The following is a 22,504-nucleotide window of genomic DNA, read 5'->3' as shown; positions in this document are numbered from 1 at the left end:
CCCTTTGCAGGGATGCACGGCTCGGCGTCAGTCTTGCGGCCGCAGCCGAAAAACCAATTACTTGCTGTCTTTGACTTCCTTGAAGTCGGCGTCGACCACGTCGTCCTGCTGCGCCTTGGACTCTTGCTGGCCGCCAGCCTGCTGGCCGCCTTCGGCGCCGCCGCCGGCCGCAGCCTGCTGCGCCTGCATGTCGGCGTACATCTTCTCGCCCAGCTTCTGCGAAGCGGTCGACAGCGCTGCCACCTTGGCGTCGATGTCGGCCTTGTCGCCGGCCTTGATCGAGGCTTCCAGATCGGTGATGGCCGCTTCGATCTTCTCTTTCTCGCCAGCTTCCAGCTTGTCGCCGTATTCGGTCAGGGACTTGCGGGTCGAGTGCACCAGCGCGTCGGCCTGGTTGCGCGACTCGGCCAGTTCCTTGACCTTCTTGTCTTCTTCCGCGTTCAGCTCGGCGTCCTTCACCATCTTCTGGATCTCGTCTTCGGTCAGGCCCGAGTTCGCCTTGATGGTGATCTTGTTTTCCTTGCCGGTGGCCTTGTCCTTGGCGCCCACGTGCAGGATGCCGTTGGCGTCGATGTCGAAGGTCACTTCAATCTGCGGCGTGCCGCGCGATGCCGGCGGGATGCCTTCCAGGTTGAATTCGCCCAGGCCCTTGTTGCCGGCCGCGATTTCACGCTCGCCCTGGTAGACCTTGATGGTCACCGCAGGCTGGTTGTCGTCGGCGGTCGAGAACACTTGCGAGAACTTGGTCGGAATCGTGGTGTTCTTGTGAATCATCTTGGTCATCACGCCGCCCAGGGTTTCAATACCCAGCGACAGCGGGGTCACGTCCAGCAGCAGCAAGTCCTTGCGGTCGCCCGACAGCACCGAACCCTGGATCGCGGCGCCGACGGCCACGGCTTCGTCCGGGTTCACGTCCTTGCGTGGATCCTTGCCGAAGAACTCTTTGACCTTTTCCTGCACCTTGGGCATGCGGGTCATGCCGCCGACCAGGATGATGTCGTCGATGTCGGTCACTTTCACGCCGGCATCCTTGATGGCGGTGCGGCATGGCTCGATGGTGGCGTTGATCAGCTCTTCGACCAGCGATTCCAGCTTGGCGCGGGTCATCTTCAGGTTCAGGTGGACCGGCGCGCCGTTCGCCATGGCGATGTAGGGCTCGTTGATCTCGGTCTGCTGCGACGACGACAGTTCGATCTTGGCGCGCTCGGCCGAAGCCTTGATGCGCTGCAGGGCGATCGGATCCTTTTTCAGGTCCAGGCCGTTGATCTTCTTGAATTCGTCGATGATATAGTCGATCACGCGCTGGTCGAAGTCTTCGCCGCCCAGGAAGGTGTCGCCGTTGGTCGACAGCACTTCGAACTGCTTCTCGCCGTCCACGTCCGCGATTTCAATGATCGATACGTCGAAGGTACCGCCGCCCAGGTCGTACACGGCAATCTTGCGGTCGCCCTTGTCGGTCTTGTCCAGGCCGAAGGCCAGCGCGGCCGCGGTCGGCTCGTTGATGATGCGCTTGACGTCCAGGCCGGCGATACGGCCGGCGTCCTTGGTGGCCTGGCGCTGCGAGTCGTTGAAGTAAGCAGGCACGGTGATCACGGCTTCGGTGACTTCTTCACCGAGGTAGTCTTCCGCCGTTTTCTTCATCTTGCGCAGCACTTCCGCCGAGATCTGCGGTGGCGCCAGTTTCTTGTCGCGCACGCCGATCCACGCATCGCCGTTGTCGGCTTTGGTGATCTGGTAAGGCATCAGCGCGATGTCCTTCTGCACTTCTTTTTCTTCGAATTTGCGGCCGATCAGGCGCTTCACCGCGAACAGGGTGTTCTTCGGGTTGGTGACTGCCTGGCGCTTGGCCGGCGCGCCGACCAGAATTTCGCCGTCATCTTGGTAAGCAATGATCGATGGCGTGGTACGCGCGCCTTCCGCGTTCTCGATTACCTTAGGCTGACCGTTTTCCATGATGGAAACGCAGGAGTTGGTGGTTCCCAGGTCAATACCGATAATTTTGCCCATGATTTATTTTCCTTGTTTGCTAAGTTTCAGATGCTTCTTATATGTGGGAAATGCTGTGTGATTTCAAGTGCTTGCGCTGAGCAACTCTTACTATTTATTTTGCCTGCGCAGCGGTCACGATGGCCGGGCGCAGCAGGCGGTCGGCGATCATATACCCCTTCTGCAGCACCGATACCACGGTGTTCGCTTCCTGCTCGGCAGGCACCACGGCCACGGCCTGGTGCTTGTTCGGGTCCAGCTTGTCGCCCTGGGCCGGCATGATTTCCAGCAGGCGGTTCTTCTCGAAGGCCGAATTGAGCTGTTTCAGCGTCATTTCCACGCCTTCCTTCAGCGATTCCAGCGTCGGCGCTTCCACCTTCAGCGCCATTTCCAGGCTGTCCTTCACCGGCACCATGGCCTCGGCGAAGCTCTCAACGGCGAATTTGTGCGCTTTCGCAACGTCTTCCTGGGCGCGGCGGCGGATGTTTTCACCGTCGGCCTTGGCGCGCATGAAGGCGTCGTGCATTTCAGCCAGGCGCGCTTCGGTGCTGGCCAGCTGCTCTTCCAGCGTAGGAGCGGCGCCGTCGGCGGGAGTCGATGGCTGCGCTGGCGCTGCTTCCGCCTCGGGATTCGGGACTGCTTGATTTTCCTGATCTTGCATCTGAAAGACTCCTACAAATCGTGTGTTAGACATTACTTGGTACGGCACGGGCAGCAAGTGGGGCTATAACCTACCTTTTCAAGGGGTATTCGCGCGGCGTTGCACTTTGCGTAACAGCGCCGTTACAAACTGACTCACAAGAGAGATATTTTTTTGCACCGCAGCAGCTACTATGTAATGGAAGGCGAGCACGGCGCCGCCGTCCAGCCAACCGTACAGCGTGGGGAGCGCATCATGAAGTTGCCACTCATCGCAGCGTCCATCGTGGCCTACATCGTTCTGGCCGTCGCCTGGATCTGCTACTCCGAATTACTACAGTAGTTGCCGCCCGAAGACCGGGTATTGTAACAGGCTGGCACTCACCACCGGCAAGTGCTGATTATCACTTGGACAGCATTGCCGGGCGAGCGTCAGTTTTCCGCACCAAGCTTGAGGGCGGCCGCGCGCGCGGCTTCGCCCTCTTTCTTGAGAGCATCGCGCTGGGGCTGGGCCACCATGGTCGGCCAGCCTATCATGTGCTGTTCGGCGATCTCGGCCAGCGCGGCGATCCAGCCGGCGGTGGCGTTCAGGCAGGGGATGTAGTGGAATTCCTTGCCGCCGGCGGCCATGAAGTCGTGCCGCACTTCCATGGCGATTTCTTCCAGGGTTTCCAGGCAGTCGCTGGTGAAGCCGGGGCAGATCACGTCCACCCGGCGCACGCCGTCGCGCGCCAGCTGCTGCACGGTGGGCGCCGTGTAGGGCTGCAGCCACTCGGCCTTGCCGAAGCGGGACTGGAAAGTGACCACGTATTGCTCCGGCGTCAACTTCAGCCTGGCGGCCAGCAGGCGCGCCGTTTTCAGGCATTCGCAGTGGTAGGGGTCGCCCAGCAGCAGGGTGCGCTTGGGCACGCCGTGGAAGCTCAGCACCAGTTTTTCCGGACGGCCGTGCGCCTCCCAGTGCGCCAGGATGGACTCCTGCAGCGCGTGGATATAGCCCTCATGGTCGTGGTAATTGCGGATGAAGCGCAGTTCCGGCACGTTGCGGATCTGTTTGTAATGGGCGAACACGGCGTCGTAGATGGAGCCGGTGGTGGTGCCCGAATACTGCGGATAGGCCGGCAGCAGCAGCACGCGCTCGCAGCCGTCCGCCTTCAGGCGCGCCAGCACGTCCGGCAGCGACGGCGAACCGTAGCGCATGGCCATGGCGACGGTGACGTGGTCATGGCCGCGCTCGCCCAGCGCGGCGCGCAGCAGCAGCGCCTGCTCCTGGGTGTTGACCTTGAGCGGCGAGCCCTCGCGGGTCCAGATCGACGCGTATTTTTTGGCGGACTGGCCGGAACGGAAAGGCAGGATGATGAGGTTGAGAATGAACCACCACAGCGCGCGCGGAATCTCCACCACGCGCGGGTCGGACAGGAACTGTTTCAGGTAGCGCCGTACCGCCGAGCGCGTGGGCGCATCCGGCGTGCCGAGGTTGACCAGCACCACGGCGCTGCCGCCGGGACTGCCGTGGGTGTGGGGTGGTTCTTTGAGGAAGGCCATGGATCGCAATGACGGGAGGAAGACCCGACATTATAAAGCCAACAACTCCCGGGCGTGCTTGCGGGTGGTGGCGGTGATTTCCAGCCCGCCCAGCATGCGCGCCACTTCTTCCACGCGGGCCTTGCTGTCGAGCACGTCGATGCGGGAAGCGGTCTTGCCGTTGTCCAGCGTGCCCTTGGCCACCTGGAAGTGCTGGTTGGCCTGGCTGGCCACCTGCGGCAAGTGCGTCACGCACAGCACCTGGCGCGCCTGGCCCAGGCGCTTCAGCAGGCGCCCCACCACCTCGGCCACGCCGCCGCCGATACCGCTGTCGACTTCGTCGAAAATCAGGGTCGGCGTGGCGGTGGCGTTGGAGGTGATGACGGAAATGGCCAGTGCGATGCGCGCCAGCTCGCCGCCGGAGGCGACCTTGGCCAGCGGACGCGGCGCTACGCCGGCGTGGCCGGCCACCAGGAATTCCACCTGCTCCAGCCCGCGCGCGCCCGGCTCGCAGGGGTTGAGCGCAATGTCGAAGGCGCCGCCGGTCATGTTCAGTTCCTGCATGGCCTGCGTGACGGCGGTAGCCAGGCCCCTGGCAGCGGCGGCGCGGGTGGCGGACAGCCGGCGCGCCAGCGCCATATAGGCCGCCTTCAGCTGTTCTTCCTGCTGGCGCAGGCTGTCCAGGTCGCTGGCGTCGGCCAGCTGGCGCAGCTTGGCCGACAGCTGCGCGTGCTCGTCCGGCAGGTCGTCCGGCGCCACACGGAACTTGCGCGCGGCCGAATGCAGCGCTTCCATGCGCGCGTCCACCTGGCGCAGGCGGTCCGGGTCCAGCTCCACCCGGTCCAGGTAGGTGTTCAGCGCGTACACCGATTCCTGCAGCTGGATGCGGGCCGATTCGATCAGGTCCACCGTGGGCTGCAGCTCGGTGTCGATGGCGGCCAGCTTGCCCAGCTTCTGGCTCAGCGAACCGAGCTGCGAGACGATGGGATGGTCTTCCGCTTCGGAGATGGCGGCCAGCGCTTCCTGCGCGCCTTCCAGCAGGCTGGCCGCGTGCGACAGGCGGCTGTGCTCGTTGGAGATGTCCTGCCACTCGCCGGGCTTGGCGGCCAGCTTGTCCAGTTCGCCCACCTGCCACTCCAGGCGTTCGCGCTCGTAGGCCAGGTTGGCGGCGTTGGTTTCGTATTCCTCCAGCTGGCGCGCCAGCGCGCGCCAGGCCTTGTGCGCGGCGGCCACCGCCTTCAGGGACTCGGCGGCGGCGCCGTCCTTGATGATGGCCTGGTTGTCCAGCAGCTCGCGCTGCGCGTCCGTTTTCAGCAGCGACTGGTGGGCGTGCTGGCCGTGGATGTCGACCAGCAGGTCGCCCAGCTCGCGCAGCTGGGCGGCGGTGGCGGCCACGCCGTTGATGTAGGCCTTGGAACGGCCGGCGTTGTCGATCACGCGGCGCAGCAGCGCCCCGCCCTCGTCGGTGGCGAACTCGTTGGCGGCCAGCCAGGCGGCGGCCTGCTCGGTCACGGCGAAGTCGGCCGTGATGTCGGCCTTGGCCGCGCCTTCGCGCACCACGCTGGCGTCGCCGCGCCCGCCCAGCGCCAGGGTCAGCGCGTCGATCAGGATGGATTTGCCGGCGCCGGTTTCGCCGGTGAAGACGGTGAAGCCGGCGGAAAATTCAAGCTCGATGGTGTCGACAATGACGAAGTCGCGGATGGACAGGGTACGCAGCATGGGCAATAGCAAAGTGAAGTTGGACCAGTGTCAGACTAATTTGCCGTCGGTGGACGGGTATTCGTTCCAGTGCAGCTTTTCGCGCAGCGTGTTGTAGTAGCTCCAGCCTTCCGGGTGCAGGAAGGTGATGGCGTGCGGCGAACGCTTGATGATGATGCGGTCCTGCGCCTGCAGGCTGGCGAAGGTCTGCATGTCGAAATTGACGGTGATGTCGCGCCCGCGCACGATCTCGATCTGGATCTCGCTCGAATCCGGCAGCACGATGGGCCGGTTCGACAGCGCGTGCGGCGCGATCGGCACCAGCACGATGCCGCCCAGCGTGGGATGCAGCAGCGGCCCGCCGGCCGACAGCGCGTAGGCGGTCGAGCCGGTGGGGGTCGAGATGATCAGGCCGTCCGAGCGCTGGTTGTACATGAAGTGGGTATCGACATCGACCCGCAGCTCAGCCATGCCGGCGCCGGCGCCGCGCGACACCACCACGTCGTTGACCGCCAGGCCGACATGGATTTCCTTGCCGTCGCGCAGCACGCTGCCTTCCAGCAGGGTGCGCCGCTCGGCCTGGTAGCTGCCGGCCAGCATCTGCGCCAGGATGGGCAGCATGCCTTCCAGCGGAATGTCGGTCATGAAGCCGAGCCGGCCCTGGTTGATGCCGATCAGCGGCACGTCGTAGGGCGCGAGCTGGCGCGCCAGGCCCAGCATGGTGCCGTCGCCGCCCATGACGATGGCCGCGCTGGCGTGCCGGCCGATCTCGTCCGGCGTCATGGCCGGGTAATCCTGCATGCCCAGGTGGGCCGCCGTTTCCGCCTCCAGCACGATGTGGTGGCCGCCTTCCTGCAGGAACGCCAGCAGGCTGCGGACCGGCGTTTCGATACCGGCCGTGTTTTGGCGGACAACCAGGGCGATGGTGTTGAATAGGGCTTGCGTGGCGGGCATAGATCTCTCGGTCTTGATTGGGGGGAGCAACTTGGGGTGGCAACACCAGTCAGAGTAACCGATAATGCAGCCTTCTGCCATGCAGCAAACGCACACAAATACTGTATATGCAAACAGTATAAAACGGCCGGCGGCGGAGTGCAAGCAAGATTGCATCAAGGATAACGACCGGCGACAACAGCGGTCATCACCACAGGGAGAACAGCATGGCAAAAGCATTGGGCGTGGGCGGCGTCTTTTTCAAATCGCGCAATCCGCAAGCGCTGATGAGCTGGTACCAGGCCCACCTGGGCTTCCCCGGCGAATCCACCGACTACGCGTCCTTCTTCCCCGGCGCCATGCCGGCCGGCGGCTGCACCGTGTTCAGCCCGTTCAAGGACACCACCGGTTACTTCGCGCCGTCCAAGCGCGAGTTCATGTTCAACCTGGTGGTGGACAACCTGGACGAGGCATTGGCCCAGGTGGTGGCCGGCGGCGCCGAACTGGTGGGCGATCCGCAGACCTTCGACTACGGCCGCTTCGGCTGGTTCATGGACCCGGACGGCAACAAGGTCGAGCTGTGGCAGCCGGCGGTGGCGCCCGAGTAGCCCGTCCTGCCGGCCTAGTGCGCCGTGGCCACCCCGGCGCCCATGGCCACGGTGATGGCGATGGCCAGCGAAATGCCGTGCGCCATCATCAGCACCGTCCAGCGCAGCGCCGTCGCGCTCCGGCTGCCGCCGTACACCCGGCGCATGGCCCACGGCAGATAGCCGACCAGCCAGCACAGCAGCACGAAGGTGAAGAAATTGTCTTCCGGGATCAGCTTGATCGCCGCGAACATGACGAAGGCAAACGAACTGGTGTGCAGCGCGAACAGCAGGTGCTCGCCGTAGCGCCGGCCCGATCCCAGGTACAACACCTTCAGGTACAGCGCGAACAGCGGCATCAGCGCGAACATGGCGTACGGCCCGTAGCGGAAGAAGCCGTCCGACAGCGCCTGGCCCTTGCGTTCGGCGGGCAGCTTGTCGAAGTTCTCGATGGCGTCGGCCATGCGCGGCGATTTGGAGCGCACGGTCTCCTGCAGCATCACGTCGCGCCCTTCCTTGTCCTTGACCGTGCCGTTGGCGATGATCTCGCGGCGTATGCCCTGCGCCTCCTGCTTGACCGCCTGCGCCACCTCGGCCGCCGGCTGCGGCGTCTTGGCGTCCAGGTTGATCACTTCGGTATTGGTGAATTTCAGCAGCGCGAAAAACAGGATGCTCAGCGTCAGGTACAGGCGCAGCGGCTCCACGTAGCGCTTGCGGCGCCCGGCCAGGTATTCATTGGTGAGCGCGCCCGGGCGGAACAGCAGGCGCGTAAAGGTGCCCCACAGCCGCCCTTCCAGCGCCACGTAATGGCCGACGAACTCGTGCGCAAATTCCATGAAGCTGGGCGCATGGGTGCGTGTTTCCTGGCCGCAGTTGTGACAGTAATTGCCGCTGATGCCGGCGTTGCAGTTCAGGCAGTTGGCGGGCGCGGCGTGCTGATCGTGCGGTTCGGGTGGACGGTCCTGCTGCTGGGCGAGTTCGGGCTTCACGGCTGAGTTCTCTTCTGGGCTGACGGCACAAGCAGGAATGTTACCTGAGTTCATGCAAAAGATGCACTGTTTCAATAAAGTTCAATTGCGCGACTGCGCACCGTTCGCGGCGCTAAGATGATTCCTCAATGCAGACAAGGGAGGCCGATCATGGTTACCGAAGCCAAGGACCGCCAGGTCAACACCGAGACGCCGGTGCGCAGCGACGATGAAAAACGCCTGCCGCACGAGCGCGACGAGTCGCCCGACGGCCATCCGCCCAAAGCGCGCAGCGTGATCCGGCAAGCCGCCAGCGACCTTGAACAAGGCCTGGTGGACACCGACCTGCACGGCGTGCGCGGTGTGGAAAAAGTGCAACCGCGCGCGCCCGGCAAGGCCCAGCCGCAAGCCGGAGTGAAACAGGACTGACGCGCCGCAACCGCCCCAGCCGAACGACCACCCACCGAGAGACGCCGCCCATGAGCTCGAACGCCGCACCGATCCGCCCCGCACTCGCCCTGGCCGCCTTTGCCGCTGCCGCGCTGGTTGTCATGACCGGCGCAGCCGAAGCCCAGCAGTATCCGCCCGGTTTCGGACCGCAACCCGTGCTGCCCGCGCCCGAGCGCTCGCTGATCCCCACGGTCAACGTGGCGCCGGTGGCGCGCTGGGCCGCCAATGGCGCGCCGGTGGCGGCGGCCGGCTTCTCGGTGCGCGCCTACGCGCGGGACCTGGACCATCCGCGCTGGGTGTATGTATTGCCGAACGGCGACGTGCTTGTGGTGGAAAGCAACGCCCCGCCCAAGCCGGAGGATGACAAAGGCATCAAGGGCAAGATCATGAAGTCGCAGATGAAGAAGGCCGGCGCCGTCACGCAATCGGCCAACCGCATCACGCTGCTGCGCGGCATCGACGCCAACGGCGTGGCGAAAACCCGCAGCGTGTTCCTGAAGAACCTGCATTCGCCGTTCGGCGTGGCGCTGGTGGGCCAGGACCTGTACGTGGCCAACACCGACGCGGTGGTCAAGTTCCCCTACCAGGAAGGCCAGACCGAGATCACGGCCGCACCGGTGAAGGTGATGGACTTGCCGGGCGGCCCGCTGAACCACCACTGGACCAAGAACATCATCGCCAGCCCGGACGGCAAATACCTGTACGCCACGGTGGGCTCGAACAGCAACGTGGGCGAGAACGGCATGGACAAGGAGGAAGGCCGCGCCGCCATCTGGCAGCTGGACCTGGCCACCAATAAAGCCAGGCTGTTCGCCACCGGCCTGCGCAATCCGAACGGCATGGCCTGGCAGCCGCAGTCAAAGGCGCTATGGACCGTGGTCAACGAACGCGACGAGCTGGGCAACGACCTGGTGCCGGACTACCTGACCTCGGTGAAGGAAGGCGGCTTCTACGGCTGGCCCTACAGCTACTTCGGCCAGAACGTGGACGCGCGCGTCAAGCCGCCCAGGCCGGAACTGGTGGCCACGGCGATCGCGCCCGACTACGCGCTGGGCGGCCATACCGCTTCGCTGGGCCTGGCGTTCTACGAAGGGCAGCTGTTCCCCGAACGCTACCGGAACGGCGCCTTCATCGGCCAGCACGGCTCGTGGAACCGCAAGCCGCACAGCGGCTACAAAGTGGTGTTCGTGCCGTTTGCCAACGGCCAGCCGTCCGGCCCGCCGCAAGATTTCCTGGCCGGCTTCCTGAACCGGGACGGCAAGGCGCAGGGCCGCCCGGTGGGGGTGGCGGTAGATAAGGGCGGCGCGCTGCTGGTGGCCGACGATGTCGGCAACATCATCTGGCGCGTCACGCCCAAGGGAAACTAAAAGGGAACTGAAAGAGCACGCACGACGGGCAACCTTTTGCCGGTTTTTGCCCGGCCGGCCTTACTCGAATTGGAGACGACAATGAGCTATCTGGACCGAGACACTTTTGGCATTTACCGCGACACCGACAGCGGCCCCGGCCCGCGCCTGATGGGGGCCGACACGCTGATGGGTGAAGACGTGTACAACCGCATGGATGAGGACCTGGGCGACATCAAGGAGTTCATGCTCGACATGCAGACCGGGCAAGTGGCGTACGCGGTGCTGTCCTTCGGCGGTATCCTGGGCATGGGCAACAAGCTGTTCGCCGTACCCTTCCAGGCGCTGGAACTGGACACCGTGAACAAGCGCTTCATCCTGGATGTGAGCAAGGAGCGCCTGGAAAACGCCCCCGGCTTCGACAAGGACCACTGGCCCGACATGGCCAGCGCCGAGTTCAGCAACCAGATCCACAGCTACTACGGCACCACGCCCGGCGCCGGCTACCGCACCGCCAGCGGCAGCGTGATGGGCTCGGGCAGCAGCACGCTGCAGAGCGACCTGGGCGGCAGCGGCTACAACCCGACCAACCCCGGCAACCGCTAAACGCCGGCGCTGGCCGCAGCGCCAGCGCGATCGCGGCAAAGCGCATAGAATCCTGCTTTTACATGAGGATTTCTATGCGCATACTGCACACCATGCTGCGGGTCGGCGACCTGCAACGCTCCATCGATTTCTACACCAAGGTGCTCGGCATGAACTTGCTGCGCACCAGCGACAATCCCGAATACCAGTACACGCTGGCCTTCGTCGGCTACGGTTCCAATCCCGACCACGCGGAACTGGAACTGACCTATAACTACGGCGTCACCGAGTACGAGCAGGGCACGGCCTACGGCCACCTGGCCATCTCGGCCGACGACATCGTCAGCGCCTGCGCCGCCGTCAAGGCCAACGGCGGCAACGTGACGCGCGAACCGGGCCCGGTCAAGGGCGGCAGCACCGTGATTGCCTTTGTCACCGACCCGGACGGCTACAAGATCGAGCTGATCGAGCGCAAGTTCGACGCCGCCGGCGCCGGCCTGCACGCCTAAGCGCGCGGCCGCCCCGGCGCGGCCCGCTCAGAAGTCGGTGGTGGCCGAGAGCAGCAGGCTGCGCGGCGCCCCCGCCGTGAGCGTGCCCCAGGTGGACGCGCCGGACCAGTAGTCTTTGCCGCCGGCATTGCGCAGCGTGGCGCGCAGCACCACCTGCTTGCCGCCCACCACCGTGCGGTAGCGGGCTCCGGCATCGACAGTGGTCCAGGCCGGCAAGCGCTGGCTGTTGGCCTGGTTGGCGTACTGCGCGCTGTTGTGCAGCACGCCGCCGGTCAGGGTCAGCCCCGCCAGCTGCGGCACATCCCACTCGGCTTGCGCGCTGAGCTGGAGATCCGGCACGCCGACGGCGGTCTTTCCCGCCGTGGCGGGATTGCCGGTCTTGACGAGCTTGGCGTCTGTCCAGGCCAGCCCGCCGTGCAGGCGCAGGCCGCCCGCGACCGCGCCGTAGGCGTTCAACTCGACGCCGCGGTTGCGCTGTTCGCCTTCCACGCCGAACACGTTGCCGCTCATGAAGCCGCTCGGGCGCGTGATCTGGAACACACTCAGGCTGGTCATCAGCCGGCCATGGTCGACCTTGACGCCCACTTCGCGCTGCCTGGCCTTGTAGGGCGCGAACACCTCGCCAGCGTTGCTGGCCGTGCCGGGCGCGATGTCGCCCTTGCTCAAGCCTTCCACATAGTTACCGTACAGCGCCAGCCCGTGTGCCGGCTGGATCACCACGGCCACCATCGGCGTGACGGCGCTATCGTCGTAGCGCGCCGTCACGGCGCCGGCGGGGGAGAAGTTGTCGGAGCGCACGTCCTGCTTGCGCAAGCCCAGCATCAGTTGCAGGCGCTCGCCGAACAGGGACAGGGTGTCCGACACGGCGGCGCCGTCCAGCCGGCTGGCGGAACGCAGCGGCAGCGAGGCCGGCGCGGACACGGCCTGCGCCGGCCGTTCGGCAGGCCGGTGGATATTCGACGCGTAGGCCTGCCCGGCCACCGAGCCGGTGCCGTAGCGGTCGTTGTAGCGGCTCCATTGCAGCGTAAGCCGGTGCCGCACGGCGCCAGTGGCGAAAGCGGCGCGCAGCCCCGCTTCGCCGGCGTCGCGCTCGATATCGAAGCCGGCCCGGGCCGGCGCCACGCTGGTGTCGCCGGCGGCGTTGACGATGGACGGCGTGTTGAACAGGCGCTGCACGTCCGAGCTGGCCGCGCCGTGGCTGGCGAACAGCGTCAGCGCGCGCGCCGCCTGGTACTCGGCGCGCAGCAGCGCCGAGCGTTCGGTGCTGTCGTACCATTCCCAGCGCTGGGTCAGGTTGCGCCGGGCGCCGGGCGCCTGCGGCACGGCCAGGCCGGCGCTCAGGAACGGCCGCCGCGTCGGCGCGTCGACCTGCTCGCGCTGGTCGATGGCGTCCAGCGTGACGCGCAGGCGTGCGTCCTCGTAGTCCAGCGCCAGCGCGCCCATGCGCGCGCGGCGCGACTGCTGGTCAAGCGCGGTGTCGCCGTCCTGCAGCGTGGCGTTGAAGCGCGCGCCGAACTGGCGCTGCGCGCCGAAACGGCGGCTCAGGTCGAGGTGCCCGCCCAGCTGCGAACGCGACGACAAGTCGGCCCGCACGCGGCTCAGGTCGGCACCGGCGCGCTTGGGCACCAGGTTGATACTGCCGCCCACCCCGCTGTTCGGCGACATGCCGTACAGCATGGCCGCCGGGCCTTTCAGCACCTCGATACGCTCGGCGTAGTCGGCCATGAGGCGGTAGTTGGGCGCCACGCCGTACAGGCCGTCGAAGGCGATTTCGCCGATGTTGTTGTCGCCCAGCGCAAAGCCGCGCACGAAGAAGGCGTCCGCCACGTCGCCGCCCGGCGCCGTGCTGCGCACCGACGGGTCCAGCCGCACCATGTCGGCCACGGTGGCGGCCTGCTGGTCGGCAATGGCCTGGGCGGTGAAACTGCTGAGCTGGAACGGCGTGTCCATGGTGTCGACGTTGCCCAGCAGGCCGAGGCGGCCGCCGCGCGCCAGCTGGCCGCCCGCGTACGCCTGCGGCAGCAGGCCTTCGGCCTCGGCGGTAACGGTCACCTGCGGCAGGATACGGCTGTCCGGTGCGGGGTCGGCGGCCATTGCCGCCGTTGCCGGGGCCATCGTGGCGGCCAGGCCGCACAGTAGATTGATGCGCAAATCACACTCCAAAAAGAACAGGGTTTACCAGCGATAAGCCAGGCTGGCGCTGGCACGGCGGCCTTCGCCGTAGTTGCAGCTGCCGGAACCGCAGGCCAGCGCCTGCTTGTTGCCGAGGTTGGAGAAGTTCAGCGCCAGCAGCCAGGGGCCGGTCCGGTAACCCAGCATGGCGTCGACCACGTTCACCGCCGGCACGCCCGCGCCGGTGCCGTTGACATCCGCATAGCTGCCCACGTGGCGCGCGCCCAGGCCGGCCTGGAAACCGCCGCCCAGCTCGCCGTCCGCCCACACCGACGCCTGGTGGTAGGGCACGTACTCGGTGCGCTTGCCGACCTCGGCCGTGTTCAAGCTCCGGGTGGTGCGCGCATCCGTGTAGGCATAGGACGCGATCAGGTTCAGGTGCCCGCCGATGCGGCCCTTGGCTTCCAGCTCCACGCCGCGCGCGCGCACTTCGCCCAGCTGGCGCCGCAGCTGCGGCTGCGCCGGGTCGCGCGTCACCACGTTCTGCTGGGCCAGCTGGTAGGCGCTGACCGACAGCAGCAGGCCGTCCGGCGCCAGCTGCCAGCGCAGGCCGAACTCGGCCTGTTCGCCTTCGGTGGGCTTGAAGCGCTTGCCGCTCTGGTCGCTGCCCGCCTGCGGCTGGAAGGACTGGCTGAAGCTGACGAACGGCGCCAGGCCGCCGTCGGCCAGGTAGACGCCGCCGGCGCGGCCGGTGAAGGCGCTGTCGCGTTCCGTGCTCCAGGCCGGCGTGCCGAACAGCGGCGAGGCGGCGTCGCGCGTCCAGTCCTGGCGCCCGCCCAGCAGCAGCACCCAGCGCTGGCCGAACTTGATCTGGTCCTGCGCGTACAGGCCCTTGCGGGTCTGCACCGTCCGCTGCGAATAGCTGGGCACCAGTGTCATCGGGCCGGGCTGCGCGCCGTACACCGGCGCGTACAGGTCCAGCGGCGCCAAGCTGGCCAGGGACCACTGGCTGTGCGGGCGCAGCCGGCTGGCGTCCAGGCCCACCAGCAGCGTGTGCGCCACGCCGCCGGACTGCACCCGGTATTCCACGCTGGTGTCGGTGCTCACGCCGGAAGTGCTCTCCAGTTCGTCGTACGCGGTGCGGTGCTGCGCGCGCGGCGCGGCCGGATCGACCCAGCCGTCCAGGCCGGTGAAGCGCACGCGGTTGGAGGACTTGATCCAGCGCAGGCCGTGGCGCAGCTTCACGGTATCGGAGAAGGCGTGCTCGAACAGCCAGCCGAAGGCGCTCTGGCGCGTGTCCTCGCGGTCGAAGTCCGGCTCGCCGACGAAGCGCTCACGCGGCAGCCGGCCGTAGCGGCCGGGCACCAGCGTGCCCTCGGCGGGCAAGGGGTAGTAATAGGCGGTGCGCCGTTCCTGGTGGTAGCCGAGCAGGGTCAGCGAGGTGGCCGCGTCGGGGCGCCAGGTCGCGGCGGGCGCGATGTAGCGGCCGTTGCTGGGGGTGTGGTCGACATGGGTGTCGCCGTTGCGCGCCAGGCCGGTCAGGCGCCAGCTCCACGCGCTGTCCGGCGCCACGGCGCCGCCCAGGTCGAAGGCGGCCTCACGGTGGCCCAGGTTGCCGATCCCGGCGCGCACTTCGCGCAGCATGTCCGGCCCCGGCCGCTTGCTGACGGTGTTGAGCACGCCGCCCGGCGCGCTGGCGCCGTACAGCACCGAGGCGGCGCCCTTCAGCAGTTCCACCCGTTCCAGGCCGTACGGCTCCTGCTGGCCGGACGCCCAGCCGCTACCGCCCAGCTTCAGGCCGTCGCGCACCAGGCTGCCGCTGTCGTCGCGCAGCGCGAAGCCGCGGCTGACGAAATTGTCGTAGGATTTGCTGTAGCCGGCCACGGCAATCACGCCGGGCGTGTAGGCCAGCGCGTCGCCCAGGCTCTGCACCTTGAGCACCGCCATCTGGTCGGCCGTCACCACCGACACCGCCTGCGGCGTTTCCAGCAGCGGCGTGTCGGTCTTGGTGCCGGCCGCGCTGCGCCTGGCCGCGTAGCCGATGACCGGGCCCCAGGCGCTTTCCTGCCCGGCCTGCGCCAGCACCGTCACCTCGCCCAGCGTGGCTTCCTGCGGAGCCGCTTGCTGCGCCGCTGCGGGCGCGACGGCCAGGGTGTAGCCGGCGGCGGTCTTTTCCAGCTGCCGGCCGCTGCCGCGCAGCAGCGCGCGCAAGCCGTCTTCAGGGCTAAAGCTGCCGTTCAGCCCGGGGCTGGTCTTGCCGGCCACGGCCGCTGGCGCAAAGCTCAGCACCACGCCGGCTTCGGCGGCAAAGCGGGTCAGCGCTGGACCCAACGGACCGGCGGGAATGGCGTACTGCCTGGCCGCCTGCGCGTAGGCGCTGCCGGCCAGGCCGGCGCCGCCCAGCAGCACGCCGCTGGCGGCAAGGTGGAGGGCGAACAGATGGCTGGCGCGGCGGCCGGATGGTATGCGTGTCATGAAAAGGGTTCCTTGCAAGGTTGGAGTAATGGTGCTATCCCCTGCTTGCCAATCGAAACCGGAAAAAGTACAGTCCGCATCGCCATTTATTTTCGGCGCACCAGCAAGTCGCTTTCCCCGCCGGGCTGGGCGCGGCGCTCCACCCGCACCGGCAGCGTGGCGCCGACAGCAGCCAGGGCGCGCTCGGTGTCGCGCAGCGGAAAGGCGCCGGAGATGCGCAAGCGGGCGGCGGACGGGTCGCAGAGCAGCGGCGCGGCGCGGTAGCGCGCCAGTTCGGCCACCAGCTCGCCCAGCGGCATATCGTCGGCCACCAGCATGCCAGAGACCCAGGCCTCGCCGGCGGGCGGCGCGGCGTGCCGTTCGAGCAGGCCGTTGCGGTTGAAGCGGGCGGCTTGTCCCGCGTCCAGGATGGGCGCCCGGCCGTCGGCGGGCAGCGCGGCGGCGACGCCGGCAATGCCGCCGGCATGCAGCGCCACGCGCGCCGCCAGCACGGTGGCCAGCGTGCTGTCCGGGTCCTTGCGCACGGTGAAGCGGGTGCCCAGCGCCTGCACCCGGCCGTCCGCCGTCTCCACCATGAAGGGACGCTTGCGCGGCGCCGGATCGGCCGCCGTGACGACCAGGATGCGGCCGCGCCGCAGCCGCAGCACCCGGCTGCCGGACGAAAACGCCACGTCCACGGCGCTGCCGGTGTCGAGCAGCAGGCGGCTGCCGTCGGCCAGCGTGGTGTCGCGCTGCTCGCCGGCGGCGGTGACGAAGTCGGCCGACCAGTCGCTCAGGCGGTAGGCCTGCATGCCGCCGGCCGCGACGGCCAGCAGCACCGCCAGCTGCGCCAGTCCCTTGCGGCGGCTGCGCGACGGGGGCGCGGCGGCGGCAGGCAAAGTGGGAAGGGGATTGGACAAACGGGGATCGGCCAGCGCGCGCAGCGACGCGGCCGCATGCCCCTGCGGAATGGCGGCAAAGCGGGCGGTGCTGCCCTCCACCCGCTGCCAGGCCTGTTCATGGTCAGGATGCGCGTCGCGCCAGGCCTGCCAGCACACGCGGTCCGCCTCGCCGGCCTCGCCGGACGCCAGCACCACGAACCACTGCGCGGCCTGCTCCACGGCGCCCGCCTTCGTACGCTTGCCGTCCACGATTCAGGCCCGCTCGATGCGCATGCAGTGGGTCACCGCCTGCAGCATGTATTTCTTCACCATGCTCAGCGACACATGGAGCCGCTCCGCGATCTGCGCGTACGGCAGCCCTTCCAGCTGCGACAGCAGGAAGGCCAGGCGCGCCTTGGGCGGCAGGCCGTCGAGCAGCGCGTCGATTTCCATCAGCGCCTCGACCACCAGCGCCCGGCTCTCGGGACAAGGGCTGGACTGGCCGGGCTGGGCGGCCAGCGCGTCCAGGTAGGCGCGTTCCATGGCCTGGCGCCGCAGCTGGTTGACCATCAGGCCGTGCGCCACCGTGCTCAGGAAGGCGCGCGGTTCGCGCACTTGGCTCCAGTCGAGCGGACGGCAGAGGATGCGCACAAAAGTGTCCTGCGCAAGGTCGGCGGCGTTGTCGGCGCAACCCATTTTTTTGCGCAGCCAGCCGCTCAGCCAGCCGTGGTGGCGGGCATATAAATCGGCAACAGGATCGTGTGCGGCGGCTAAGCCCAAGCCAGACTCCGGAACAGAGGGGAATGTTGGCTTGCCCAGGCAGGCTGGCTACATAAGAATGATTCTCATTATTATCTTAATCAAACTGTATGTCAATACAACAAAAAACCCCGCAGATGCGGGGTTTGTGTCGGGACAGGCAAGCCGCAGCTTACTTCACCAGCAGTTCGTTGATCGGCGCCAGGTCCGCTTCCTTCAGCGTGCCGGCCGCCGACTTCAGGCGCAGGCCGTTCATGATGGTGTCGTAGCGTGCGCGCGACAGGTCGCGCTGGGTGGAGTACAGCTGGCGCTGCGCGTTCAGCACGTCGATGTTGATGCGCACGCCCACCTGGTAGCCCAGCTTGTTCGAGTCCAGCGCCGACTTGCTCGACACTTCGGCCGCTTCCAGCGCGCGCACCTGCGCCAGGCCGCTGTTCATGCCCAGGAAAGCGGTGCGCGCGTTCTGCGCGGCGGCGCGGCGCGTGGCCTCCAGGTCGTTGCGCGCCTTGTCTTCCAGCGCGATCGATTCGCGCACCCGGCTGGTCACGGCGAAGCCGTTAAACAGCGGCACGTTCCACTGCACGCCGACCGCGTTGGTCTTGGTGATGCCGGAGGCGGTCACGCTGTCGCGGCCCTTGCTGGCCACCAGGTCCAGCGTCGGCAGGTGGCCGGCGCGGTTGCGCGAGATGTCGCGCTTGGCGATTTCCAGGTTCAGCTGTGCGCCCACCACGGAATAGTTCTGCTGCTCGGCCGACGCTATCCACGGTTCGATCGCGGCCGGCTGCGGCGCGGCGATGGTCACGCCGGTGCGCAGCGTGGACAGCGAGCCCGGCGCGGCGCCGATGATCTGCTGCAGCGCGTTGCGTTTGACTTCCAGGTCGTTTATGGCGGCGAACTCCTGCGCCACCACCAGGTCGTACGCCGCCTGCGCTTCGTGCGTGTCGGTGATGGTCTGGGTGCCGACCTCGAAGTTGCGCTTGGCCGAGGCCAGCTGTTCGGTGGTGGCCGATTTCTGCGCCTGGATCGACGACAGGTTGTCCTGCGCGGTCAGCACGTCGAAATAGGCTTGCGCCACGCGGGTGATCAGGTCTTGCTGGGCCTGGGCGAACACGGCTTCCGTGGACGCCTGGCTCAGTTTGCTCTGCTGGTAGGTTTCCCAGCGGTCCCAGCGGAACAGCGGCTGCGACAGGCTCAGCGACCACTGGTTGCGCGAGTTGTCGCGCGGGCCGCTGCCGGCGCCGAACGGGTCGTCGGCCTTCGATTCGAAGTCGCCGGTGATCTTGGTGCTGGAACCACCCAGGCCAATCACCGGCAGCAAACCGGAGCGCCCTTGCGTCGTCCTTTCCTGACCTGCAGCAAGTGCAGCGCGCGCGCTGGCATACGTGGCGTCGTTGGCGAGCGCCTGCTGGTACACTTGGATGAGGTCGGCCGCCTGTGCGTTTATGGTCAACAGTGCGCTGCTGATCAGCAAGGCGATTAAGGGTTTCTGCATTGCGTTCTCCGTGGAATCAATAACAATTAGTATTTTGGCATGGTGCTGTCGACCTGAACAGCCCACGCATGTATGCCGCCCGTCAAATTCGTGATCTTGCCGAAACCGTTGCGCTCCAGGAAAGCGGCCACCTGCATGCTGCGCGCGCCGTGGTGGCAAATGCAGACGATGGCCGCGTCCTCATCGAGGTCGTCGATGCGGGCCGGGATGGAGTTCATCGGCATCAGCGTGGAACCGGCGATATGGCAGGTCTCGTACTCCCAGTTCTCGCGCACGTCCAGCAAAAACGGGCTGGGGCGCGCGTCGTCGGCCAGCCAGTCGGCCAGTTCCAGCGCAGTAATGTGTTGCATGCGACGCTCCCGTTCCGCTTAGAACGTGAACTGCGACGGCTTGGTGGCCGATTGCAGCGGCTTGACGTCGGTTTCAAACAGTTTCTTCTGCTCGTAGCCGTCCGAGGTGCGGGTGATCAGCACGCCCGACATGACCGGCGCCTCGCCGATCAGGGCGAAGATGCGGCCGCCCACTTTGACCTGCTGCAGGAACGCTTCCGGCAGCTTGGGCAGCGCGCCCGACAGCACGATGACGTCGAACGGGGCGCCGTTGGTCCAGCCCTGGGAGCCGTCGCCCAGTTCCACGGTGACGTTGGTGACGCCGGCGGCAGCCAGGCTCTGCTCGGCCTGCGCCTTCTGTTCCGGCGCAATCTCGACGGTGGTGACGTGGCGGCCGCGATGCGCCAGCAGGGCGGCCATGTAGCCGCTGCCGGTGCCGATTTCCAGCACGTTCTCATGTTTTTTCAGCTGCACGTCCTGCAGGATGCGCGCTTCCAGCTTGGGGGTCAGCATGGTGTAGCCATTGCCCAGCGGGATTTCGGTATCGGCGAAGGCCAGGTTCTTGTGGCTGGCAGGGACGAAGTTCTCGCGCTTGACCACGTTCAGCACCTCCAGCACGTCCACATCCAGGACGTCCCATGGACGGATTTGCTGTTCGATCATGTTGAAGCGGGCTTGTTCGATATTCATCTTTAAACTCGGTGAAGGATTAAATAATCCGTCATTTTATCGTTGAACTGGTCAGGACGGCATATTAACGATATCGGCGACGGACTGAGGGAAATTGCGACAGCCTGCAGATTCGGGGGGCTGAACGCGCAAAAAACGCCCGCGCTGCCCATTTTTACGGCACCGCGGCGTCCGGGGCCAGCCCCCGCACGGCCAGGTCGAGGAAGGCGGCCATGTACTGCTCCGGATCGATGCTGCTGCCGCCGCCACAGGGCAGGAAGGCGTTGTTCCACATCATCAGCATCAGCACCGGGGCGCTCAGCACCGGCATCATCACCTGCGGGTCGTGCGGGCGGAACTCGCCGCGCGCCAGGCCGCGCTCGAGCACGCGCACCAGCAACGCATTGCCGCGCGCCACCACCTCGTCTTCATAGAAGCGCACCAGTTCCGGGAAATTGCCCGACTCGGCCATCATCAGCTTGGTGATGCCGGCCAGCTTGGTGGCGCCGACCTGGCCCCACCAGCGCATCAGCATTTCCTTCAGCAGCGTGGCGCTGGGGGCGTCGGAAGCGGCCAGGTCCAGCTCGGCCTGGCCGATGGCCTGGCCGATGGTGGCGCGCACCACGGCCTTGAACAGTTCTTCCTTGTTTTCGAAATAGAGATACAGCGTGCCCTTGGAGACGCCGGCGCGGCGCGCCACGTCTTCCAGCCGGGTGGCGGCGAAGCCGCGCTCGACGAACAGCTCCAGCGCGGCCTCCAGCAGTTCCTGCGGCCGCGCGTCCTTGCGCCGTTCCCAGCGCGGTTTGATATCAGTTGGAGCTTGCATGGGGATAGTGATGACTTGCCATCTTACTTACTTTTGAGTCATTTATATTAGACCCCCGGCAAGGGGGCGTCAAGTTTGCCCGCTTGGCACGGCGGTGTTCGTTTGCGCGCTGAATTGACCCACTCCGTTTGACCCTCCCTCCACTGTCTGGCGAACGCCGCGACCCTGTCGTAAGACCCCTTAAATCCCAAATTGATCANCTATCCGGTCTTCAGTATTGTCTCGCTTGGCACGGCGGTGTTCGTTTGCGCGCTGAATTGACCCACTCCGTTTGACCCTCCCTCCACTGTCTGGCGAACGCCGCGACCCTGTCGTAAGACCCCTTAAATCCCAAATTGATCAGCTCCTCGTGAAGCTGCTTGAGGCTGCGTCTCTGCTTACGGGATTTGGCCGCCTCTGTCTTGAGCCAGCCCGAAAGCTGGAAGGCGTATGGATCGATGGCGCTGGCGGATTGGCGCTCCGCATAGGCGGGTTCGGTAATTTCCGAGCGCAGATAGCGCCGGACGGTGTTGCGGGAGATGCCGGCGTATGGATCGATGGCGCTGGCGGATTGGCGCTCCGCATAGGCGGGTTCGGTAATTTCCGAGCGCAGATAGCGCCGGACGGTGTTGCGGGAGATGCAGAGCCTCTTGGCAATTTCCCTGAGCGGGACCTGGTCACGAAGGTGCCAGCGTCTGATTATTCCTAGTAATGCCACGTCAATCACTCCGATCCCCTACTCATTCTGATAAGTAGGATTGTGTGCTAACCGTGGGTCAATTTTCGATGCAAATTATGCGGCAAAGTGGGTCAGTTTTCGGTGCAAATCAACACACTTTCAATAAATAGTGATGTGAGCGTAGATTGAATCGAGTTTAAGCTAGCAAACTTCGATACAATATCACCGACATGCCGCTTCTCAAAATACTGGACGGGAAGTCGAGCCAAATGCGAGAAAACCCTAGTTGCCCATTGGTAGCCAATTTCTACCCCCATCGCATTAAAAACCAACTTCGCGCCAAGTCAATTAGAGTTCTAGTGACCAATACTAGCCAAAAAGACATCACCAGGACCGTCATCATCTCGCGATCTTGTGAAACGATCGCACCATCGATAATGAACTGATTAAAAAGTGGAGCGCCAATCGCTAAAATTTCTAGTGCCACCGCAAGCGTTAATATGTGCGCAAGCGCCCGGCGGATAGCCACGACGGGGCCAACCAGGTCGGATAATGGGGCTGTCGGCTGCGCTTTGCGTTTTTCAAATCTGGGCGTTACGCTGAATTCAAGTGCCACCCCGGTAAAACTACGGGAAAGTTCATTGAGTGATACCTCCCGTTCGCCGTAGCCAGGGTCCAGTATGACTGCTGTGCGTTTTTTCCGCTAAAGTTTAGCCTCTTTAATACAACAAAGTGGTTCATATTCCAATGAAGAACTGCAGGCAGCTGAAGATGTTCCAACTCTTCCATTTCTGCTCGAACGGCACGTGCCGCGAGGACCAAAGCATCGGCTGTTTTGATGAGCTGCGGCAAGGCGCTGCCCTTTAAACTTGTTGGAAAGCGCCGACGCAATTGTTGAAGGTCGATATGGTGACCATGATAACTCGATAACATGGCAATACAAGCCAAGCCAGACTCGCTGGCCTCTGTCTGAAGAATTTCTCTCATAATTTTCTATGTTGACCTTTAACGAAGAACGAACACATCGTTCTAGGTGAGCTTTACTTGCTTGATAATGAGATTTGACGCATCATAACGGCACATTGACTATCGGAAAGATTAT

General features: G+C 65.5%; 21 protein-coding genes and 1 pseudogene. 5 read left to right on the top strand and 17 right to left on the bottom strand.

Annotated features, from left to right (window positions below; translation table 11 throughout):
• Positions 1-57: 57 nt before the first annotated feature.
• The 5 genes from dnaK to ASD15_RS01195 all read right to left on the bottom strand — a co-directional run bounded on the left by dnaK (position 58) and on the right by ASD15_RS01195 (position 6,798).
• Positions 58-2,007, bottom strand: a complete 1,950-nt coding sequence (gene dnaK, locus ASD15_RS01215) for a molecular chaperone DnaK (RefSeq protein WP_057152866.1) — start codon at positions 2,005-2,007, stop codon at positions 58-60.
• Positions 2,008-2,101: 94 nt separating this feature from the next.
• Entirely contained in the window at positions 2,102-2,647 is a 546-nt protein-coding gene (grpE, locus tag ASD15_RS01210) for a nucleotide exchange factor GrpE (RefSeq protein ID WP_057152864.1), read from the bottom strand.
• 410 nt (positions 2,648-3,057) lie between these two features.
• Positions 3,058-4,167: a ferrochelatase gene (gene hemH / locus ASD15_RS01205; protein WP_057152862.1), complete on the bottom strand. Its 1,110-nt coding sequence runs from the start codon at positions 4,165-4,167 to the stop codon at positions 3,058-3,060.
• 30 nt (positions 4,168-4,197) lie between these two features.
• A complete protein-coding gene (recN, locus tag ASD15_RS01200) occupies positions 4,198-5,865 on the bottom strand; it encodes a DNA repair protein RecN (protein ID WP_057152861.1) in 1,668 nt (555 codons plus the stop codon).
• Between the two features lie 30 nt (positions 5,866-5,895).
• On the bottom strand, positions 5,896-6,798 hold the full coding sequence (locus tag ASD15_RS01195; RefSeq protein ID WP_057152859.1) for an NAD kinase: 903 nt from the start codon (positions 6,796-6,798) through the stop codon (positions 5,896-5,898).
• A gap of 206 nt (positions 6,799-7,004) precedes the next feature.
• On the opposite strand from ASD15_RS01195, the gene ASD15_RS01190 reads away from it, so the two are divergent.
• Positions 7,005-7,385 (top strand): VOC family protein, encoded by a 381-nt coding sequence (locus ASD15_RS01190; RefSeq protein ID WP_057152857.1) that lies wholly within the window; start codon positions 7,005-7,007, stop codon positions 7,383-7,385.
• 14 nt (positions 7,386-7,399) lie between these two features.
• On the opposite strand, the gene ASD15_RS01185 is transcribed toward ASD15_RS01190, so the two are convergent.
• Positions 7,400-8,353, bottom strand: a complete 954-nt coding sequence (locus tag ASD15_RS01185) for a DUF3667 domain-containing protein (RefSeq protein ID WP_057152855.1) — start codon at positions 8,351-8,353, stop codon at positions 7,400-7,402.
• Between the two features lie 150 nt (positions 8,354-8,503).
• Between ASD15_RS01185 and ASD15_RS01180 the strand changes: the two genes are divergently transcribed.
• From ASD15_RS01180 to gloA, 4 genes are all read left to right on the top strand, one after another.
• Entirely contained in the window at positions 8,504-8,761 is a 258-nt protein-coding gene (locus tag ASD15_RS01180) for a hypothetical protein (RefSeq protein ID WP_057152853.1), read from the top strand.
• Between the two features lie 50 nt (positions 8,762-8,811).
• The gene (locus ASD15_RS01175; RefSeq protein ID WP_057152852.1) at positions 8,812-10,149 is read left to right on the top strand and encodes a sorbosone dehydrogenase family protein; all 1,338 of its coding nucleotides are present in this window, start codon (positions 8,812-8,814) and stop codon (positions 10,147-10,149) included.
• Positions 10,150-10,230: 81 nt separating this feature from the next.
• Positions 10,231-10,734, top strand: a complete 504-nt coding sequence (locus tag ASD15_RS01170) for a PRC-barrel domain-containing protein (RefSeq protein ID WP_057152850.1) — start codon at positions 10,231-10,233, stop codon at positions 10,732-10,734.
• A gap of 74 nt (positions 10,735-10,808) precedes the next feature.
• Entirely contained in the window at positions 10,809-11,222 is a 414-nt protein-coding gene (gene gloA, locus ASD15_RS01165; RefSeq protein ID WP_082551466.1) for a lactoylglutathione lyase, read from the top strand.
• A gap of 27 nt (positions 11,223-11,249) precedes the next feature.
• Here the strand turns inward: gloA and ASD15_RS01160 are convergent, their stop codons facing one another.
• The 11 genes and pseudogenes from ASD15_RS01160 to ASD15_RS33745 form a co-directional block, all read right to left on the bottom strand.
• Positions 11,250-13,373 (bottom strand): TonB-dependent siderophore receptor, encoded by a 2,124-nt coding sequence (locus tag ASD15_RS01160; protein WP_057152848.1) that lies wholly within the window; start codon positions 13,371-13,373, stop codon positions 11,250-11,252.
• Positions 13,374-13,397: 24 nt separating this feature from the next.
• Complete coding sequence (locus tag ASD15_RS01155) at positions 13,398-15,809, bottom strand: TonB-dependent siderophore receptor (protein WP_057152846.1); 2,412 nt, start codon at positions 15,807-15,809, stop codon at positions 13,398-13,400.
• Between the two features lie 86 nt (positions 15,810-15,895).
• The gene (locus ASD15_RS01150; RefSeq protein WP_200953900.1) at positions 15,896-16,939 is read right to left on the bottom strand and encodes a FecR domain-containing protein; all 1,044 of its coding nucleotides are present in this window, start codon (positions 16,937-16,939) and stop codon (positions 15,896-15,898) included.
• Positions 16,940-16,942: 3 nt separating this feature from the next.
• Positions 16,943-17,449: a sigma-70 family RNA polymerase sigma factor gene (locus tag ASD15_RS01145; RefSeq protein ID WP_057152845.1), complete on the bottom strand. Its 507-nt coding sequence runs from the start codon at positions 17,447-17,449 to the stop codon at positions 16,943-16,945.
• A 151-nt stretch (positions 17,450-17,600) separates the two neighbouring features.
• Complete coding sequence (locus ASD15_RS01140; RefSeq protein ID WP_057152843.1) at positions 17,601-18,920, bottom strand: TolC family outer membrane protein; 1,320 nt, start codon at positions 18,918-18,920, stop codon at positions 17,601-17,603.
• Positions 18,921-18,946: 26 nt separating this feature from the next.
• Positions 18,947-19,270 (bottom strand): rhodanese-like domain-containing protein, encoded by a 324-nt coding sequence (locus ASD15_RS01135; RefSeq protein ID WP_057152841.1) that lies wholly within the window; start codon positions 19,268-19,270, stop codon positions 18,947-18,949.
• An 18-nt stretch (positions 19,271-19,288) separates the two neighbouring features.
• Entirely contained in the window at positions 19,289-19,939 is a 651-nt protein-coding gene (locus ASD15_RS01130) for a protein-L-isoaspartate O-methyltransferase (protein ID WP_057152839.1), read from the bottom strand.
• 154 nt (positions 19,940-20,093) lie between these two features.
• Positions 20,094-20,744: a TetR/AcrR family transcriptional regulator gene (locus ASD15_RS01125; RefSeq protein ID WP_057152837.1), complete on the bottom strand. Its 651-nt coding sequence runs from the start codon at positions 20,742-20,744 to the stop codon at positions 20,094-20,096.
• A 265-nt stretch (positions 20,745-21,009) separates the two neighbouring features.
• Positions 21,010-21,324, bottom strand: a pseudogene (locus ASD15_RS01120) (IS21 family transposase); the annotation flags it as partial.
• Positions 21,325-21,533: 209 nt separating this feature from the next.
• Positions 21,534-21,719, bottom strand: coding sequence for a hypothetical protein (locus tag ASD15_RS33750; RefSeq protein ID WP_373888159.1), 186 nt, complete (start codon positions 21,717-21,719; stop codon positions 21,534-21,536).
• A 277-nt stretch (positions 21,720-21,996) separates the two neighbouring features.
• Positions 21,997-22,389 (bottom strand): cysteine peptidase family C39 domain-containing protein, encoded by a 393-nt coding sequence (locus ASD15_RS33745; protein ID WP_082551465.1) that lies wholly within the window; start codon positions 22,387-22,389, stop codon positions 21,997-21,999.
• Positions 22,390-22,504 lie beyond the last annotated feature (115 nt).

The organism is Massilia sp. Root351, assembly GCF_001425045.1.
GTDB lineage: Bacteria > Pseudomonadota > Gammaproteobacteria > Burkholderiales > Burkholderiaceae_D > Rugamonas.
The sequence above is the reverse complement of the archived record's forward strand: the minus strand, read 5'-3'. Positions and strand labels throughout refer to the sequence as shown.

Excerpts from the sequence above, each read along its gene's own strand:
- ASD15_RS01180 (WP_057152853.1), top strand. The coding sequence starts at position 8,504 with ATGGTTACCGAAGCCAAGGACCGCCAGGTCAACACCGAGACGCCGGTG.
- ASD15_RS01140 (WP_057152843.1), bottom strand. The coding sequence starts at position 18,920 with ATGCAGAAACCCTTAATCGCCTTGCTGATCAGCAGCGCACTGTTGACC.
- gloA (WP_082551466.1), top strand. The coding sequence starts at position 10,809 with ATGCGCATACTGCACACCATGCTGCGGGTCGGCGACCTGCAACGCTCC.
- ASD15_RS01155 (WP_057152846.1), bottom strand. The coding sequence starts at position 15,809 with ATGACACGCATACCATCCGGCCGCCGCGCCAGCCATCTGTTCGCCCTC.
- dnaK (WP_057152866.1), bottom strand. The coding sequence starts at position 2,007 with ATGGGCAAAATTATCGGTATTGACCTGGGAACCACCAACTCCTGCGTT.
- recN (WP_057152861.1), bottom strand. The coding sequence starts at position 5,865 with ATGCTGCGTACCCTGTCCATCCGCGACTTCGTCATTGTCGACACCATC.
- ASD15_RS01195 (WP_057152859.1), bottom strand. The coding sequence starts at position 6,798 with ATGCCCGCCACGCAAGCCCTATTCAACACCATCGCCCTGGTTGTCCGC.
- ASD15_RS01135 (WP_057152841.1), bottom strand. The coding sequence starts at position 19,270 with ATGCAACACATTACTGCGCTGGAACTGGCCGACTGGCTGGCCGACGAC.
- ASD15_RS01130 (WP_057152839.1), bottom strand. The coding sequence starts at position 19,939 with ATGAATATCGAACAAGCCCGCTTCAACATGATCGAACAGCAAATCCGT.
- ASD15_RS33745 (WP_082551465.1), bottom strand. The coding sequence starts at position 22,389 with ATGAGAGAAATTCTTCAGACAGAGGCCAGCGAGTCTGGCTTGGCTTGT.
- ASD15_RS01190 (WP_057152857.1), top strand. The coding sequence starts at position 7,005 with ATGGCAAAAGCATTGGGCGTGGGCGGCGTCTTTTTCAAATCGCGCAAT.
- hemH (WP_057152862.1), bottom strand. The coding sequence starts at position 4,167 with ATGGCCTTCCTCAAAGAACCACCCCACACCCACGGCAGTCCCGGCGGC.
- ASD15_RS33750 (WP_373888159.1), bottom strand. The coding sequence starts at position 21,719 with ATGGGGGTAGAAATTGGCTACCAATGGGCAACTAGGGTTTTCTCGCAT.
- ASD15_RS01170 (WP_057152850.1), top strand. The coding sequence starts at position 10,231 with ATGAGCTATCTGGACCGAGACACTTTTGGCATTTACCGCGACACCGAC.
- ASD15_RS01125 (WP_057152837.1), bottom strand. The coding sequence starts at position 20,744 with ATGCAAGCTCCAACTGATATCAAACCGCGCTGGGAACGGCGCAAGGAC.
- ASD15_RS01175 (WP_057152852.1), top strand. The coding sequence starts at position 8,812 with ATGAGCTCGAACGCCGCACCGATCCGCCCCGCACTCGCCCTGGCCGCC.
- grpE (WP_057152864.1), bottom strand. The coding sequence starts at position 2,647 with ATGCAAGATCAGGAAAATCAAGCAGTCCCGAATCCCGAGGCGGAAGCA.